At 63.4% G+C, this 17,716-nt stretch carries 5 protein-coding genes; 3 read left to right on the top strand and 2 right to left on the bottom strand.

What is annotated here, in order from left to right; genetic code table 11:
- Positions 1-147: 147 nt before the first annotated feature.
- From dsbD to dsbG, 3 genes are read left to right on the top strand one after another with little or no spacing between them, the layout of a single operon-like run.
- Positions 148-1,884: a protein-disulfide reductase DsbD gene (gene dsbD, locus ELQ88_RS10220; RefSeq protein ID WP_138964892.1), complete on the top strand. Its 1,737-nt coding sequence runs from the start codon at positions 148-150 to the stop codon at positions 1,882-1,884.
- The gene (locus tag ELQ88_RS10215) at positions 1,884-2,750 is read left to right on the top strand and encodes a TlpA disulfide reductase family protein (RefSeq protein WP_128870986.1); all 867 of its coding nucleotides are present in this window, start codon (positions 1,884-1,886) and stop codon (positions 2,748-2,750) included. The genes dsbD and ELQ88_RS10215 overlap by 1 nt, the downstream gene beginning before the upstream one ends.
- Complete coding sequence (gene dsbG, locus ELQ88_RS10210) at positions 2,726-3,496, top strand: thiol:disulfide interchange protein DsbG (protein ID WP_138964890.1); 771 nt, start codon at positions 2,726-2,728, stop codon at positions 3,494-3,496. Before ELQ88_RS10215 ends, dsbG begins: the two co-directional genes overlap by 25 nt.
- Before the next feature lie 113 nt (positions 3,497-3,609).
- On the opposite strand, the gene ELQ88_RS10205 is transcribed toward dsbG, so the two are convergent.
- Positions 3,610-4,434: an alpha/beta fold hydrolase gene (locus ELQ88_RS10205; protein ID WP_138964888.1), complete on the bottom strand. Its 825-nt coding sequence runs from the start codon at positions 4,432-4,434 to the stop codon at positions 3,610-3,612.
- A 220-nt stretch (positions 4,435-4,654) separates the two neighbouring features.
- Entirely contained in the window at positions 4,655-17,638 is a 12,984-nt protein-coding gene (locus ELQ88_RS10200; protein WP_138964886.1) for a non-ribosomal peptide synthetase, read from the bottom strand.
- Positions 17,639-17,716 lie beyond the last annotated feature (78 nt).

Raw genomic sequence — 17,716 nt, 5'->3', positions numbered from 1 at the left:
CCCTGTGGATAAAAGGTGATTAGGCCGGCGCCCGATTAAGCGGACATTATGCCGCAAGTGCCACGGCGACAAGACCATCGCGGTTAATCATCGGTTAATCGCCATTCGCCACTGTGCACATCACTTGCACAGGGACAAGGCCTACCCATGCTTCGACTGTTTGTATTTTTTGCTCTCTTGATCTCGGGCCTGGCCCAGGCAGGGACTGATCCGTTCGCGACCAAACCGGACTTTCTTCCCGTCGGCAAAGCGTTCGTTTTCACCTCTGAACGTCTCGAAAGCGGTGAAACCCAGCTTTATTGGCAGATCGCCGACAATTACTACCTCTATCAACAGCGCCTGAAATTCGACGGATTATCCCCGGAGTTCAAACCTGCGTTGCCCGAGGGCGAGTCGCACAGCGATGAGTTTTTCGGCGAGCAGCAGGTCTATCGCCAGGGCCTGGAGCTGAAGATTCCAGCGGGGGCCACGGGCCAGATCAAGGTGGGTTTCCAGGGCTGTGCCGATGCCGGCCTGTGTTATCCGCCGCAAACCCAGGTGGTGGATCTGGGTGGAAGCGCTGCCACATCGGCCGTTGACGAAGCACCCGATCAAGCCTTGGCCAGCGGCCTGCAACAGCGGGCACTGGGCTGGAGCCTGCTGGTGTTCTTCGGTCTGGGACTGCTGTTGGCTTTCACCCCTTGCACGCTCCCCATGCTGCCGATCCTCGCCGGTTTGATTGTCGGCAGTGGTGCCACGCCCCGACGCGGATTCGCCTTGGCCAGCAGCTATGTGATCTGCATGGCGCTGGTGTATGCGGCGATGGGTGTGCTGGCGGCGCTGCTTGGCGCAAATCTGCAGGCATTGCTGCAGAACCCCTGGTTGCTGGGCACTTTCGCCGCGGTGTTTGTGCTGCTGGCGTTGCCGATGTTCGGCTTCTTCGAGTTGCAATTGCCGGTAGCCGTGCGCGATCGCCTGGAAAATGTCTCTCGCAACCAGCGCGGCGGCAGCCTCATCGGCGCGGGTGTCCTGGGGGCCGTCTCCGGTTTGCTGGTGGGCCCCTGCATGACCGCTCCGCTGGCCGGCGCCCTGCTCTACATCGCGCAAAGCGGCAATGCGCTGCATGGCGGGCTGATTCTGTTCGCCATGGGCATCGGCATCGGCATCCCGCTGCTGTTGCTGGTGACGGTCGGCAATCGCTTTCTACCGAAACCCGGCGCGTGGATGAACCTGCTCAAAGGCGTGTTCGGTTTCCTGTTCCTCGCCACTGCGCTGCTGATGCTGCGTCCGGTGCTGGCCGAATCCCTGTGGGTCGGGCTGTGGGGTGCTTTGTTGTTGATCGCCGCCTACAGCGCCTGGAAACAGTCGGATGGGTTCGGGCGCGTCGCTCACCTGTTCGGCGCCAGTTCGCTGTTGCTGGGCTTGTGGGGCAGTCTGTTGATGATCGGTGCCGCGGGCGGCAGTGATGATATTTACAAGCCGTTGCAGGTCTATAGCGCGACCAACCCGGGCAGCGTCGCGAGCCCTGTCGGTCACGACGCCTTCACCACAGTCAAGGACCCCGCCGCCCTGCAACGGGAGCTCGATGCGGCGCAGGCTCAAGGCCAATGGGTGCTGCTGGACTACTACGCCGACTGGTGTGTGTCGTGCAAGGTCATGGAAAAACAGGTGTTCGGCAAAGCCCATGTGCTGCAAGCCTTGAGCGACGTGCGTTTGCTACGGCTGGACGTCACCGCCGACAATGCCGCCAGCCGCGAATTGCTCACGCGGTATAAAGTGCCGGGGCCACCGAGCCTGCTGTGGATCGGCGCCGACGGCCTCGAACGCCGCAGCCAGCGCATCACCGGCGAGGTCAATGCCGACACCTTCCTGCAACGTTGGACCACCACCCGAGACGCGCATTAATGCTGACTTTTACCCTCGGCACCTTTGCCATTGCGCTGAACCACCTGCTGTTGATCAGCGCCTTGGCGCTGGCGACTTTTGTCGGCTGGCGGGTGGCCAAGCGCGGGGGCGAGAATCCCGAGTCGGCGCTGTTCAGTCTGTTCCTGCTGGGCATGCTGGCGGCGCGGGTGGGGTTTGTCGCCCGTTACTGGACCCATTATCGGGACGATCCGTGGCAGATGATCGACCTGCGTGACGGCGGTTTCCTGGCCTGGCCGGGGGTGATCGTGCTGCTGCTCGCTGCCTTGTACCGAGGCTGGCGTCGCCCCGGCTTGCGCCGCCCCCTGGGATTTGGCGTGGCCGGCGGTCTGGCGTTCTGGCTGCTGGCGACGTACTCCCTGACGATTTACGAGCAAGGCACACGCCTGCCGGACATCACCCTGCGCAATGCCGCGGGGGAAACCGTGCAACTGGCCGACTACAAGGGCGGCCCGCTGGTCATCAATCTCTGGGCCACCTGGTGCCCGCCCTGTCGCCGGGAAATGCCGGTGCTGGAAAACGCCCAGCAACAACGCCCGGACCTGACCTTCCTGTTCGTCAACCAGGCCGAAAGCATGCAAAGCGTCAGCACCTATCTGGAAACCCAGGGCCTGAGCCTGTCCAACGTCCTGTTCGATGGCGGCGGCCGATTGGGCCAGGCCGTCGGCTCCATGGCATTGCCGACTACGCTGTTCTATAGCCCCGAAGGTCGCTTGCTGGGCAGCCACCTGGGAGAACTGTCGGATGCCAGCCTGGCCCGCGCCCTGGAAAGCTTCGACACCTCTAATCCTGCCACACCCGCCACTTCTTCAAGGAAACTGCCATGCCCCGCCTCCGCCACCTGTTAATGCTGACCCTGGGTGCCACCCTGCTGCACCTGCCGTCGGTGCAGGCTGCCGAAGAACTGCCCGAAGCGATCAAGAAGATCGAAGCCAAAGGTGCGAAAATCGTCGGCCAATTCGATGCTCCCGACGGTTTGCGCGGCTATGCGGCGCAGTACCAGAACCGGGGCATGGCACTGTACCTGACGCCGGATGGCAAGCATGTTCTGCTGGGCAATCTGTATGACGCCCAGGGCAATGACCTGAGCAGCGAGCCATTGCAGAAGCTGGTTTATGCACCGATGGCGAAAGAAGTCTGGGCCAAACTGGAAACCAGCAACTGGATCGCTGACGGCAATAAAGACGCACCGCGGGTCGTCTATATGTTCAGCGACCCGAACTGCCCTTACTGCAATATGTTCTGGGAACAGGCCCGGCCGTGGGTGAAGGCCGGCAAGGTGCAGCTGCGCCACATCATGGTCGGCATCATCCGTGAAGACAGCCCGGGCAAATCGGCGGCGCTGCTGGCTGCCAAGGACCCGCAGAAAGCCTTGCAGGATCATGAAGGTGCCGGCAAGGGCAGCTCGCTCAAGGCCTTGAAAGAAGTGCCGCCGGCGATTCAGGCGAAACTTGCAGCGAACATGCAGATGATGGAAGAGCTGGAGTTGTCTGCGACCCCGGCGATTTTCTATATGGATGACAAGGGTGAGCTGCAACAGCAGCAAGGTGCGCCGTCGCCGGACAAATTGGTGAAGATTCTCGGGCCCAAGTAGGAGCGAGCTTGCTCGCGATGGTCGTCAACGATAACGCGTTCTTTCAGGATGCATGCGTTGTCCTTGCGTTTTTCGCGAGCAAGCTCGCTCCTACAGGGGGCTGCGATTTTTTTTCAATGCTCCGCTGAATTGCTCTGGGCCAAAAACGTCAGCAGTTCATCTGTGACGAACTGCGGATTCTCCAGATTGGAGATATGCCCCGCCTCCGGCACCAGCACGTAAGGGCATCCGATCAACTCGGCCATTTCCCGGGTTTCCGCCGGCGGCCGCGGTTGATCCTGGTCCCCACACATCAGCAGCGTGGTCTCAGCGTCCAGCTCGCCCAGGCGCGGCAGCAGGTCATCCCGGCCAAACGTGATCCGCCCCATCGGCACGATGCTTTGGCGCAGACGCTCCGACGGCAGCGCCGCCAACGACGCACGGAAATCCTGATAAAGCGTCGACTCCCGGTCGATATCGGGATGGAAGAAGATCGGCACAATGATATCCAGCAGCTGTGGCGTGATCACGCCGGTCTCTTCGATCTGCTTCAACAATGAGAAATAATATTCACGGGTCGGATCCGGCTCGTTACCGAGATAGCTGTCCATCAGCACCAGGCCGTTGATTCGCCCGGGCGCCGACAAGGCCAGGCGCGCGCCCCACATGCCACCCACCGAAAGCCCCACCAGCGTGACGCGCTCGATGTCCAGATGATCGAGCAGGGCCAGGCCCTGACGAGCGATGTCATCCAGTGAAGTGGTTGTTTGCGGTATCGGCCCGGACTGGCCATGGCCCCACAGGTCCGGGGCGATCACCCGGTAGTGTGGCGACAGGGCGGCAATCTGCGGCGCCCACATGGCCTGGTCCCACAGATAGCTGCCGGCCAGCAGCACTGCCGGGCCAGTGCCTTGATCGATGTAGTGAAGCGGTTGTCCATCTATTGTGACGAAGGGCATTGACTGATTCCTTGGTGAAGTGCGGTTCACTGAAAGAGCCGAGGCAGCGTGAGCTGGCCGGAAACAGCAGTCAACGCGCGAATATTCGCAAAATGTGCCGGCCCCTTCGCGAGCAAGCCCGCTCCCACAAGGGGCGATGGCGTACACATATATTGCGCAGACTATCGATACCTGTGGGAGCGGGCTTGCCCGCGAAGGGGGCATTACAGACGCGGGAGAACTACAACCCTTCCAGTTCCGCCATCAGATCATTGAGGCGATCCACCTTCTCCTCGGTGATGTCACTCGCTGCCAACCCATCGATGTGCTCGGCCAATTCCTCCACCGTGCTGCACTCGAACATCGCCCGCAGCGGCACATCGCGTTGCAAAGTTTTCTGCACCCGCGAAGCAATCTGCGTCGCCAGCAGCGAATGCCCACCCAGTTCGAAGAAGTTGTCGCGAATGCCGACCTTCTCGACTTTCAGGACTTCGGCCCAGATACCCGCCAACGTCTGCTCCAACTCGTTACGCGGTGCCTGGTAGTCCTGGCTCTGCAACTGACCGATCTCCAGCGCCGGCAGGGCCTTGCGGTCTAGTTTGCCGTTGGCGTTGAGCGGCATCCGCTCGAGCCACAACCAGTGCAGCGGCACCATGTATTCCGGCAGCTCGGCGCGCAGGCGTTGCTTGATGCGCTCCAGGTTTTCGCTCGGATCCAGCGCCGAGTCAGCCGCTACCAGGTAGCCCACCAGATGCTTGCCGTTCACCCCTTCCTGCACGCCGACCGCCGCTTCACGGACTTGCGGTTGCTCATGCAGACGGGCTTCGATTTCACCCAGTTCGATGCGGTAACCGCGAATCTTCACTTGATGGTCGATGCGCCCGACGTACTCCAGCACGCCATCACTGCGACGCCGGGCCAGGTCACCGGTGCGATACAGGCGATCGCCCGGCGCACCAAACGGGTTCGGCACAAACACCTGCGCGGTGCGCAACGGGTCGCCGACATAACCGCGACCCACCCCGGTGCCCGCTACGCACAATTCGCCCACCGCACCCAAGGGCACCAATTCCAGCGCGCCATCGAGCAGGTACAAACGGTTGTTGTCGGTTGGCGTACCGATCGGCAAGTAACTGCCGCGCGTCGACGCCAGGTCCACACGGAAGAAGGCCACGTCATCCGAGCACTCCGCCGGGCCATAGGCATTCACCAATCCGATGTCCGGGTAGCGCAGCAGCCATTGGTGCGCCAGTTCCGGTGGCATCGCTTCACCCGTCGGCAGCATCCAGCGCAGACCGTCGAGGCTCATGCGTTCCTGGGCGAGCATGCCCTGGATCAGCGACGGCACGCTTTCCAGCACGGTGATGCCCTGGCTCTGGACATGGGCCAGCAAACCTTGCGGGTCATGGGCGATGGTGTTTGGCACGATGTCCACCCGCGCCCCGAACAACGGTGCGGCAAGGAACTGCCAGACCGAAATGTCGAAGCTTTGCGAAGCGGTTTGTGCGATCACATCGGCATCGCTCAGGTTCAGATACGGCACCTTGCTCAATTGGTTATTCAGCATGCCGCGCTGCTCGACCATCACCCCCTTCGGCAGTCCGGTGGAGCCGGAGGTGTAGATCACGTAGGCAAGGTTGTCCGGCCCGCTGCAGACGCCCGGATTGGCAATCGACGCAGCGCTCGCCTGAACGTCTTCCCAGACCAGCAATCGAGGTCGATCGGCACAACCGAACTCATCCAGCAATGCCAGCGCCTGCTCGCGGCAGGCCTCAGTGCAGACCAGCAACGGGGTACGGCTCAAGTCGATGATCCGGCTCAAACGCTGGCTTGGCAGTCCCGGATCCAGCGGCAGGTAACCGGCGCCTGCCTTGAAGCTGCCGATGATCATGCCCAGCAGCTCGAGGTTGCGTTCGGCCAGCAACGCCACCGGCTGATCCGGCCCGACACCGGCGGCAAGCAGCGCATGGCCGAGGCGATTGCTGCGGTGGTTCAGTTCAAGGTAACTGTGCTGCCGATCCAGGCAACTGGCGGCAATCCGTTGTGGATGCCGGGCCACCTGCGCTTCGAACAACTCGACGTAACTCTGCTCCAGCGGGTAATCGTGCTCGCTCTGGTTGCAGCCATGGAGCAGGAAGTCCTGTTCCTCGGCACCCAACAGCGGCAGATCAGCCATGTCGCCATGGAAGCCTTCGACCAGCGCCAACAGCAAACGCTTGAACTCGCCGAGCATGCGCTCGATGGTCGACTCGTCGAAGTAACGCTGGTCGTAAGACAGGTGCAAGCCCAGGTCGTCGCCCGGATAGCACACCGCGGTCAGCGGGAAATTGGTGTGGGTACGGCCCGAATCCGACGTGGCATTGAGGCTTTGCGCACGGTCCAGCACCGAGACTTCCACCGGGGCGTTTTCGAACACGAACAGGCTGTCGAACAACGGCTGGCCCTTGGGCAGCTCGCTGTGTTCCTGAATGTTCACCAGCGGCAGGTACTCGTACTCGCGCAACTGCATGTTGCTGTCGAGCAAGCCGCTCAGCCACTGGCGCACGCTGCAACGCTGGTCGTCTTGCGGCATCGGCACCCGCAGCGCGATGCTGTTGATAAACAGCCCGACCGTGCGCTGCATCTCGGGCATGTCCACCGGACGCCCGGCCACCGTGACGCCGAACAGCACGTCGCGATCACCGCTCAAGCGCCGCAATACCAGGGCCCACGCCGCCTGGGCAAAGGTGTTGATGGTCAGTTGATGCGCCTGGGCCAGTTCGCGCAGTCGCGCACCGTCACGGGCATCGAGCCGGGTGTAGCGGTCGCCGACGAGCATGCCGCCGCTGTCACCGGCATGTTCGCGCAGGAACGGCCGGTCACTCGGGATCGGCGTGGTGCGTTCGAAGCCTTGCAGGTTGTGCTTCCACCACTGCCGAGCCTCGGCCAGGCTCTGGCGTTGCAGCCAGCCGATGTAATCGCGATAACGCGGCGGCACCGCCAGCTGCGCTTGCCGGCCTTCGCCAAGGGCGCTGTAGATGTCGAAGAAGTCGTTCATCAGCAGCGAACGGCACCAGGCATCGATCAGGATGTGGTGGTTGCTCATCAGGAACCAGTAGCGCGCCGCGCCCACCCGGATCAGACGCAGGTGGAACGGTGCCTGGTTGAGCAGATCGAAACCGGCCTCGCGCTCGCTTTTGAGCAGCGCCTGCAACCTCGGCTCTTGCTCGGCCTCGGCGATAGCGCTCCAGTCCAGGTACTCGATCGGCGTGCTGCCCGGCTTGTGGATCACTTGCAGCATGTCTTCGCCGACGTTCCAGCAGAACGACGCACGCAAGGCTTCATGACGGGCGATCACCGCTTGCCAGGCCTGGGCAAAACGCTGCGGGTCGAGCTCGCTATTGATGCGGTAGCGATCCTGCATGTAGTAGAGGCCGGTGCCCGGCTCCAGCAGGGTGTGCAGCAACATGCCTTCCTGCATCGGCGTCAGCGGGTAGACGTCTTCAATGACCGCAGCCGGCACCGGCAGCGCATCGAGTTGCGGCTGGGTCAGCCTGGCCAGCGGGAAATCCGACGGCGTCAGGCCGCCCGCGTCGTCCTGCAGGCAATGCTCGATCAGGCTCTGCAATTCACCGAGGTAGGCATCCGCCAGCGCACCGATGGTCTGCGGATCATGACGTTCGCCGCTGAAGGTCCAGCGCAGCAGCAGCTCACCGCCGTACACCTGACTGTCGATGCTCAGCTCGTTGGGCAGCGGCGCTTTCGGGTCGTGCGCGGCACCGAGCGGTTCATCCAGCGGACGGAACAGTGCAGCGTCGCCGAAACTCTGGTCGAACTGGCCAAGGTAGTTGAAGGTGACAGGCGCCACCGGCAGTGCAGCCATGGCCTGGCGGCAGGGTTCATCGGCCAGGTAGCGCAATACGCCGTAACCCAGGCCTTTGTGTGGCACCGCGCGCAGTTGTTCCTTGATCGCCTTGATCGAGGCGCCCTGCTCTTCCATTGGCAGCAGGCGCAATGGATAAGCGCTGGTGAACCAGCCAACGGTGCGGGTCAGGTCGATCTCGTCGAACAGGATCTCGCGGCCGTGGCCTTCGAGTTGAATCAGCGCCGATTCGTGACCACTCCAGCGGCACAGCACGCGGGCCAATGCAGTCAGCAGCAAGTCGTTGACCTGGGTGCGATAGGCGCTCGGTGCCTGTTGCAGCAGTTGCCGAGTGCGCTCGACATCGAGGCGTACGCTGACGGTTTGCGCATGACGATTCTGCCGGCCACCCGCCGGTCGGTCGCACGGCAATTCAGCACGGTTTCCGGCCAGTTGCGACTGCCACCAGCTCAATTCCTCGCGCAGGGATTCACTGCCGGCATACGCTTGCAAACGTGCCGCCCAATCCTTGAATGCACTGGTTTTTGCCGGCAGTTTGACGGACTGTCGAGCATCCAGTTGGCGATACACCGTTTGCAGATCGTCCAGCAACACCCGCCACGAAACCCCGTCCACCACCAAGTGGTGAATGGCGATGAACAGCCGCTGTTGCGCCTCGGGACCATCGACCAGCAGCGCGCGCATCAGCGGCCCTTGCGCAAGGTCGAGGCTGCGCTGGGCATCGGCGAAGAGTGCCGCGCATTTGTCCATGGACGCAACGCGCACTTGCCACAGCACCGGCGCGTCGGAAATCGCCTGGTGCCCGGCCTGCCATTGGCCTGCCTTTTCAGAGAACCGTAAACGCAAGGCGTCGTGCTGTTCGATCACTGCCAGCAGCGCCGCTTCGAGGCGATGGGGTTCCAGCGCCACAGCGGGTTCCAGCAGCAACGCCTGGTTCCAGTGCTGACGCTGGGGGATTTCAGTGTCGAAGAACCAGTGCTGGATCGGCGTCAGCTGCGACTCACCGGTGATCAGGCCTTGTTCGGCGCTGAGCTGTTCGGCATGGGTCGCCACGGCCGCCAGGGTCTGCACGGTCTGGTGCTGGAACAAGTCACGCGGGCTGAAGTGAATGCCCTGTTGCCGCGCGCGGCTGACCACCTGGATCGACAGAATCGAGTCGCCGCCCAGTTCGAAGAAGTTGTCGTTGAGCCCCACCTGCCCGACGTTCAGCACTTCGCACCAGATGTCGGCCAGGGTCAGTTCAAGCGCGTTGCCCGGTGCCACGTACTGTTGGCGGTTCTGTTCCGGATCCGGTGCCGGCAGTGCGCGGCGGTCGAGTTTGCCGTTGGCGGTCAGCGGCCATTGAGCCAGCAAGGTCAGGTGCGCGGGCACCATGTAATCCGGCAGTTGCGCTTTGAGGTGCGCCTTGAGGGATTCGCGCAGTTCGGCTTGTTGCCTTTCGTGCTGCTCGGCGAACTCGGTGACAACGTAGCCGACCAGTTGCTTGCCGCTCGGCGCGTCGAACGCCAACACCACCGCTTCACGGACCGCTGCGTGTTCCAGCAGTCGGGTTTCGATTTCGCCCAGCTCGATGCGGAAGCCGCGAATTTTCACTTGATGGTCAATCCGCCCCAGGTACTCCACCAGGCCATCGGCGCGCTGACGCACCAGGTCGCCGGTGCGGTACAGACGCCCACCATGGGCGGCGAACGGATCGGCGACAAAACGCTCGGCGGTCATGCCCGGACGCTGGTGATAACCCTGCGCCAGACCGGCGCCGCCGACATACAACTCGCCCGTCGCGCCTTGCGGCACCAACGCCAGATCGGCGTCGAGGATGTAGGCCACGCGAGCGCCGATCACACTGCCGATCGGTACGCTGCCCAGGCCCTCTGCCAACTGTTCCGGCGCCAGGCTGGCCAGCGGCATGACCACGGTTTCGGTCGGGCCGTAGGCGTTGAAGAACAGGCTCGGCTTGAACGCCGCGCGGATTCGCTGCAGGTGTTCGCCGGTCAGGGCTTCGCCGCCGGTGATGCACATGCGCACCGGTAGCGTCTCGTTCCGGGTCGCCAGCCATTGGGCCAACTGGCTGCCGTAGCTTGGGGTGAAGCCGAGGATGTTGATGTGGTGACGGCGGATCAGGCCGCAGATTTCTTCCGCATCCCACTGGCCTTGAGCACGCAGGACGACCTGAGCACCGCTCAACAGCGGCACCAGCAAACGCTCGGTGGCCGCGTCAAAGTTGATCGAATAGAAATGCAGCTCGCAATCGTCGGGGCGCATGCCGAAACGTTCGATCACGGCGCGACAGTGCATGGCGATTTCGCCGTGGGACACCACCACCCCTTTGGGTTTGCCGGTGGAGCCGGAGGTATAGATCAAGTAGGCCTGATGTTGCGGCAGGCTGATAAACGGCAGCTCGGTAGCCGGGTAATCGGCCAGCTCGGCGGCGTCCTCTTCCAGGCACCAGCGAGCGACAGTGGACGGCAACTCACCGAGCGCATCGAACATCGCCGCATCGCTGAGCAACAAACCGATGCCGCTGTCTTCGATCATGTAGTGCAGGCGATCCAGCGGGTATTCCGGGTCCAGCGGCACGTAGGCGCCGCCCGCCTTGAGGATCGCCAGCAAGCCGATGACCATTTCCAGCGAACGCTCAAGTGCCAGGCCCACCCGGACCTGCGGGCCCACCCCGCGTTCACGGAGCATCCAGGCCAGGCGATTGGCGCGGCTGTCGAGTTCGGCGTAGCTCAGGGTTTTACCGGCAAAGGTCAGTGCCGGCGCATCCTTGCGCACCAGCGCCTGCTCGCTGAACAGATGATGGATGCACTGATCCAGGCGATGCTCGCCCGGTTCGACGCCGAGGCTGTCGAGCAGGTGTTGCTGTTCGCTCGCGTCCAGCAACGGCAACTCACTGAGGCGCTGTTGCGGATCGGCCAGCAGCGCTTCCAGCAGATTGCGCCAATGCCCGGCCATGCGCGCAATGCGCGGTTCGTCGAACAGGTCGGTGCTGTAGGTCAGGCAGCAACCCAGGCGGTGATCGAGGTCGGTGACTTCCAGGTTGAGGTCGAACTTGGTCGCCCGGGCATCGTTGGCCAGGTACTCGACGGTCATGCCGGCCAGGGTACGGCTCTGCTGGAACTCCCAGCGTTGCACGTTGCACATCACCTGGAACAGCGGGTTGTACGCGGCGCTGCGCGGTGGTTGCAAGGCCTCCACCAGATGGTCAAACGGCAGGTCCTGATGGGACTGGCCCTCGATCACCCTGTGGCGAACCTGCTCGAACAACTCGCCGACGGACATCTGGCCGTCGAGCTGGCAACGCAGCACCTGGGTGTTGAGGAACGCACCGATCAGCCCTTCGCTTTCCGGACGGATCCGGTTGGCGACAGGGGCGCCGATACGCAGGTCGTTCTGGCCGCTGTAGCGGTAAAGCAGCACGGCCAGCGCGGCGGTCATGGTCATGAACAGGGTCAGGCCGTGGTGTGCGTTGAAGGCGCGAACCCGGGCGGCAAGCTCATCGCTGAGGTCGAAACGATACAGTTCGCCCTGATGACTTTGCACCGGCGGCCGCGGACGGTCAGCGGGCAATTCCAGCAGCGGATGTTCGCGACCCAATTGTGCGGTCCAGTAGTCGAGCTGGCGCTGGCGTTCACCGGACTCCAGCCACTGGCGCTGCCAGACGCTGTAATCGAGGTACTGCACCGGCAGCGGTGCCAGCGGCGATTCGCGGTCCTCGACAAAGGCGTCGTACAGCGCGCTCAGCTCCCGGGCGAAGATGTCCATCGCCCAGCCTTCGGTGACGATGTGGTGCAGGGTCAGCACCAGGTAATGTTCCTGCTCGGCGGTCTTGACCAGGCAGGCGCGCAGCAGCGGCCCGGTTTCCAGATCGAATGGCGTGTGGGCTTCGCTGTCGGCCAGTTGCTGGACCCGTTGCTCACGGCTGTCGGCATCCAGCGCGGAGAAATCTTTGCAGTCCATGCGCAGGCCGGTGTCGGCATGCACCTGTTGCCGGGCCACGCCATCGACGCTCGGGAAGGTCGTGCGCAGGGTTTCGTGGCGCATGATCAGCGCTTGCAATGCCGCCTCGAAACGTCCGACGTCGAGTACCCCGCGCAGCCGCGCCATGCCCCCGACGTTATAGGCCGGGCTGTCCGGTTCCAGCTGCCAGAGGAACCACATGCGCTGCTGGGAGTAAGACAACGGTACCGGTTGGCTGCGGTCGACTGTCTCGATCGGTGGCTGCTTGTTCGTGTTGCCGCTGGCTTGAATCAACTGCACCTGTTCGGCAAACGCCCCCAGTTCACTGTGCTCGAACAGCGCCCGCAGCGGCAACTCGACGTCGCAGGCCTGACGGGTACGGGAAATGATTTGCGTGGCCAACAGCGAGTGGCCGCCGAGGGCGAAGAAATCGTCGCGCAGACCGATCTGCGCAAGGCCCAGGACTTCGCGCCAGATGCCGGCGATTTGCTGTTCCAGCGCGGTGACCGGGGCGACGTGTTCGCTGGCTTGCCACTGGGATTCCGGCAAGGCGCGACGGTCGAGTTTGCCGCTTGGACTCAGGGGCATTTCGTCCAGGCGCATCAGCTGCGCCGGGACCATGTACTCAGGTAACTCGGCGGCCAGCGCGGTTTTCAGGCGTGCGGTTTGAGCATCAATGTCTTCTGAGCAATCCGTGGTGGTGTAGTAACCGATCAACTGTGCGCCTGCCACCGTTTCGCGTACCACCACGACTGCCTGAGCGACACCGTCCTGTGCCAGCAAACGCGCCTGGATTTCTTCCGGTTCAACCCGGAAGCCACGCAGTTTGACCTGCTGGTCGAGACGACCGAGGTAGTCGATCACCCCATCGGCGGTCCAGCGCGCACGGTCACCGGTGCGATACAGACGCGCACCCGGCTCGCCCAGCGGATCGACCACGAAGCGTTCGGCGGTCAGGCCCGGACGGCCCAGATAGCCTCGGGCCAAACCGATGCCGCTGATGCACAGTTCGCCCGGCACACCAGCCGGCACCGGATTGAGATCAGCGTCCAGCACGCGGCACACCACGTTGCCCAGCGGGCGCCCGATCGGCGAGCGTTCGCCATCGGCGGCTGTGCACGGCCAATGAGTGACGTTGATCGCTGTTTCCGTCGGGCCATAGCGGTTGTGCAATTGCACCGCCGGCAGGTGTGCCAGCACCCGGTTGCGCAGCTCTGCGGGCAAGGCTTCACCACCGGAAAACACCCGACGCAGGCTGGTGCATCCGGCGCTCAGCGGCTCGTCGATGAACAACGCCAGCAACGGTGGCACGAAGTGCAGCGTGGTCACGCCATAGGTTTGAACGAGTTGCGCAATGCGCTGCGGATCACGGTGTTCGCCGGGACCGGCCAGCAGCAAGCGACTACCGGTGATCAACGGCCAGAAGCATTCCCACACCGACACGTCGAAGCTGACCGGCGCTTTTTGCATCAGCACGTCGGTGTCGTTCAGGCGATAGGTGTCCTGCATCCATTGCAGGCGTTCGGCGAGGGCCGCGTGGGTGTTGCCGACGCCCTTGGGCTGACCGGTAGAACCTGAGGTGTAAATCACGTACGCCAGGTTGTCGCCGTGCACATGCAGGCCCGGCGGGTGGCTCGGCCAGCCATCCAGATGCAAAGCGTCCATGGCAATTGCGCTGACACCGTCGGCAGCCGGCAAACGCTCGAGCAATCCGGTCTGGGTCAGCAGCAATTCGGCGCCGCTGTCGTTGAGCATGTAGGCCAGGCGTTCGGCCGGGTAATCCGGGTCCAGCGGCACATAGGCGCCACCGGCCTTGATAATCGCCAGCAGGCCGATCAGCAGTTGCGGCGAACGCTCGACGGCAATCGCTACGCACACATCCGGCCCGACACCTTTGTCGCGCAGGTAATGGGCCAGGCGATTGGCCTGGCCGTGCAGTTCGGCGAAGTCCAGTTGGCCGCCATCCCACATCAACGCGATGCGCTCGGGAGTCAGGCGCGCCTGTTCGTGGAGCAGCTGCGGCAACCATTGGCTGGCCGGCGTACAGGGTGCCGCGCTCCAGGCCGTTTGCTGGTGGAGCTCACTGGGCGCCAGCAGTTGCAGGTCGGCGATGGCGGTGTCCGGTTGCGCGCAGACGGCCCGCAGCAGGTTGCTGAAATGCTCGGCCAGACGCTTGATGGTGGCGGCATCAAACAGTTCGCTGGCGTAGTCGAAGGACAGGCTCAGGCGACCGTTGCGGTCTTCTTCACTGTGCAGTTGCAGATCGAACTTGGCTTCGCGGCTGTGCCATGGCAGCTCTTCGGCGAGCAGCCCGGGCAGGCGTTTCAATGCGCCGAGGTCGCGTTGCTGGTGGTTGAACATGACCTGGAACAAGCCTTGTTCGCGAGCTTGCGGGAAGGCTTCGAGCAGTTGTTCGAACGGCAGGTCCTGATGCGCTTGTGCGCCCAGCGCGGCCTGACGGGTCTGCGCCAGCAGTGCAACGAATGGCTGTCGCGGATCGACCTCGGCGCGCAGCACCTGGGTGTTGATGAAGAAGCCGATCAAGCCTTGGGTTTCCAGGCGCGGACGGTTGGCGTTGGGCACGCCGATGCGGATGTCGCGCTGGCCGCTGTAGCGGTGCAGCAGGCTCTGGAACGCCGCGAGCAACAGCATGAATGAAGTGGATTGGTGAGCCTGGGCGGTCTGGCGAATGGCATCGCTCAACGTTGCGCCAAGCTTGATGGAATGACGGGCGGCACTGTAGCGGTATTGCGCCGAGCGCGGGTGGTCGGTGGCCAGGCTCAGAGTCGGTTGCTCACCACCCAACTGTGTTTTCCAGTAGGCCAGTTGCCGCTCGCCCTCCCCTTGCGCCAGCCATTGGCGCTGCCAGCTGCCGTAGTCGGCATAGTGCGTGGGCAATGCCGCAAGCGTCGCTGGTTGTCCCTGGGAAGCGCCAGCGTACAGGCGCGAGAACTCGTCGATCAGCACGTTCAGCGACCAGCCATCGGCGATGATGTGGTGCAGCGTCACCAGCAACTGGTGATCCTCATCATCGAGGCGCACCAGCGTCACGCACAGCAGCGGGCCCTTCTCCAGGTCGAACCGGGTGCGGGCCTGGTGCTCACGGATTTGCAGCGCGCGGGCTTCACGCTCGGCGGCTGGCAGGGCGCTGATGTCGATCAATTGCAGATTGAATTCGGCGGCGGAATCGACCTGTTGCAGTGCCACGCCGTCACGTTCGAAGAAGCGTGTGCGCAAGGATTCGTGACGCTCGATCAGGTGCTGGAAACTGGCGCGCAACGCGTCTTGATCCAGTTCGCCGCGCAGGCGCAAGGCGCCGGGAATGTTGTAGGCGCTGCTCTGCGGGTCCAGTTGCCAGGTGATCCACAGACGGTTTTGCGCCAGGGATTGCACCATGGCTTCGCTGCGCGACAGAGGGGTGATCGAGCCTTGGGCCGGGCCAGCGTCCTGTTGCTGCTTCACCACTGCAGCGGTAAACGCACCGAGGGTTGGCGCTTCGAACAACAGGCGCAGGTTCAGTTCCAGGCCCAGTTCTTCGCGCAGACGCGCGACCACTTGCGTGGCGGCGATGGAGTTGCCGCCCAACAGGAAAAAGTGATCGTCGGCGTTGACCTGTTTGATCTGCAGTTGCTCGCACCAGATCTGGCCGATCAGGGCTTGCAGCTCAGAGCCCGATTCGGTTTGCGCCTCACGCTCGCTGGCCTCCGCCGGAAATAGCGCATAGCTGTCGAGGCTGCCGTCCGCCAGACGATCGCGGCACGCCGAGCGTTGCAATTTGCCGCTGGAGGTCTTGGGCAGCGCGCCCGGATTGAGCAGCACCACCACACCCGGCGCCTCCTGGTACGCCTCGGCCACCGCTTGGCGAATGGCTTTGATCAACGCCTCGGGCGCAAGGATTTTTTGCACGCTGCGGCTGATTTCCGCCGCGATGCCGATGCCTTCCTGCCCTTCGATGTTCACGGCGAACGCGGCGACGCGACCTTTGCGCACCACTTCCACTTCGCGCTCGATAGTCTGTTCGATGTCCTGCGGATAGAGGTTGTGCCCGCGCACGATCAGCAGGTCTTTCAGGCGCCCGGTGATGAACAGTTCCCCGTTACGCATAAAGCCCAGGTCGCCGGTACGCAGCCAGGTACGGCCGTTGTGTGGCACGAAAGTCTTGGCGCTGGCCTCGGGGTTGCGCCAGTAGCCGTGGGCGATGCTCGGACCGCAGGCCCAGACTTCGCCGACGGTATTGTCAGCCAGTTCGTTGAGCGCCGAGGGATCGACGATCAGTATGGCGTGATCCGGTTGGCCGAGGCCGCAGCTCATGATTGCGCCGCCCTCGCCCGGCTCGACTCGGTTTTGCGCCAAGGCCCGATCGTCTACCCGCAGGTTGCCGATACCCTGACTGCGAGGGCTGCCGGCGACGAACAGCGTGGCTTCGGCCAGGCCATAGGACGCCATGAAACTGTCTGGAGTGAACCCGCAAACGTCGAACTTCTCGGCAAAGCGCTCCAGCGTGTCGAGGCGAATCGGTTCGGAGCCGGAATACGCCACGCGCCAACCGCTCAGGTCGAGGTGCGCCAGGGCCGATTCGCTGACCCGCTCGCTGCACAACCGATAGGCAAAATCCGGCCCGCCGCTGATGGTACCGCCGTATTCGCTGATCGCTTCCAGCCAGCGCAACGGCCGGCCGAGGAAGTAGGCCGGCGACATCAGGATGCACGGCACGCCGCTGAAAATCGGCTGCAGCAGACCGCCGATCAGACCCATGTCGTGGTACAGCGGTAACCAGCTGACGATCACATCGTCAGGGTTCAGGTCGATGCCGAAGCCGTGGCGAATCAGCAATTCGTTCGCCACCAGGTTGCCGTGGCTGACCTGCACACCTTTAGGCAAGGCGGTGGAGCCGGAGGTGTATTGCAGGAAGGCGATGTGAGCGTCTTGCAGGTCCGGCTCGACCCAACGCTCGGCCAGGGCGCTGTCGAGGGTATCGACGCACAACAACGGCGGCGCGCCTTCGATGTGCAACAACGAATCCCGCAGGCCGGCGCTGGTCAGCAACAGACGCGGTTCGGCATCGCTGATGATCGACAGCAGGCGCTCCTGGTGATGACGACGGGTCGATTCCGGTGGATAGGCCGGCACCGCGATGACACCTGCATACAGACAACCGAAGAACGCCGCGACGTAATCCGGGCCACTGGGGAACAGCAGCACTGCGCGATCGCCAACATCGGCCTCGGCCTGCAACGCGCCGGCAATGACTCGTGCCCGCTGGTCCAGTTCGCGATAACTGAGCACCACAGCCTGATCCTCGGTTTCGGCGAGAAAACGCAAGGCCACCCGGTCCGGCGTCAGGGCCGCGCGGCGCTGAAGGGCTTGGACCAGTGTGCTGGGGAGTTCGAACGCGTCGGTCATGGGGTTTCCTGCCTGAATTCGGCTGCAGGAGCGAGCTTGCTCGCGAAAAACCGGAGAACGCCGCGGGGGGTCAGGTGC

The sequence above is a fragment of the Pseudomonas sp. MPC6 genome (genome assembly GCF_006094435.1).
Classification (GTDB): Bacteria; Pseudomonadota; Gammaproteobacteria; order Pseudomonadales; family Pseudomonadaceae; genus Aquipseudomonas.
The sequence above is the reverse complement of the archived record's forward strand: the minus strand, read 5'-3'. Positions and strand labels throughout refer to the sequence as shown.

Coding starts and splice junctions, on each gene's coding strand:
- dsbD (WP_138964892.1), top strand. CDS start 148: ATGCTTCGACTGTTTGTATTTTTTGCTCTCTTGATCTCGGGCCTGGCC.
- ELQ88_RS10205 (WP_138964888.1), bottom strand. CDS start 4,434: ATGCCCTTCGTCACAATAGATGGACAACCGCTTCACTACATCGATCAA.
- ELQ88_RS10200 (WP_138964886.1), bottom strand. CDS start 17,638: ATGACCGACGCGTTCGAACTCCCCAGCACACTGGTCCAAGCCCTTCAG.
- ELQ88_RS10215 (WP_128870986.1), top strand. CDS start 1,884: ATGCTGACTTTTACCCTCGGCACCTTTGCCATTGCGCTGAACCACCTG.
- dsbG (WP_138964890.1), top strand. CDS start 2,726: ATGCCCCGCCTCCGCCACCTGTTAATGCTGACCCTGGGTGCCACCCTG.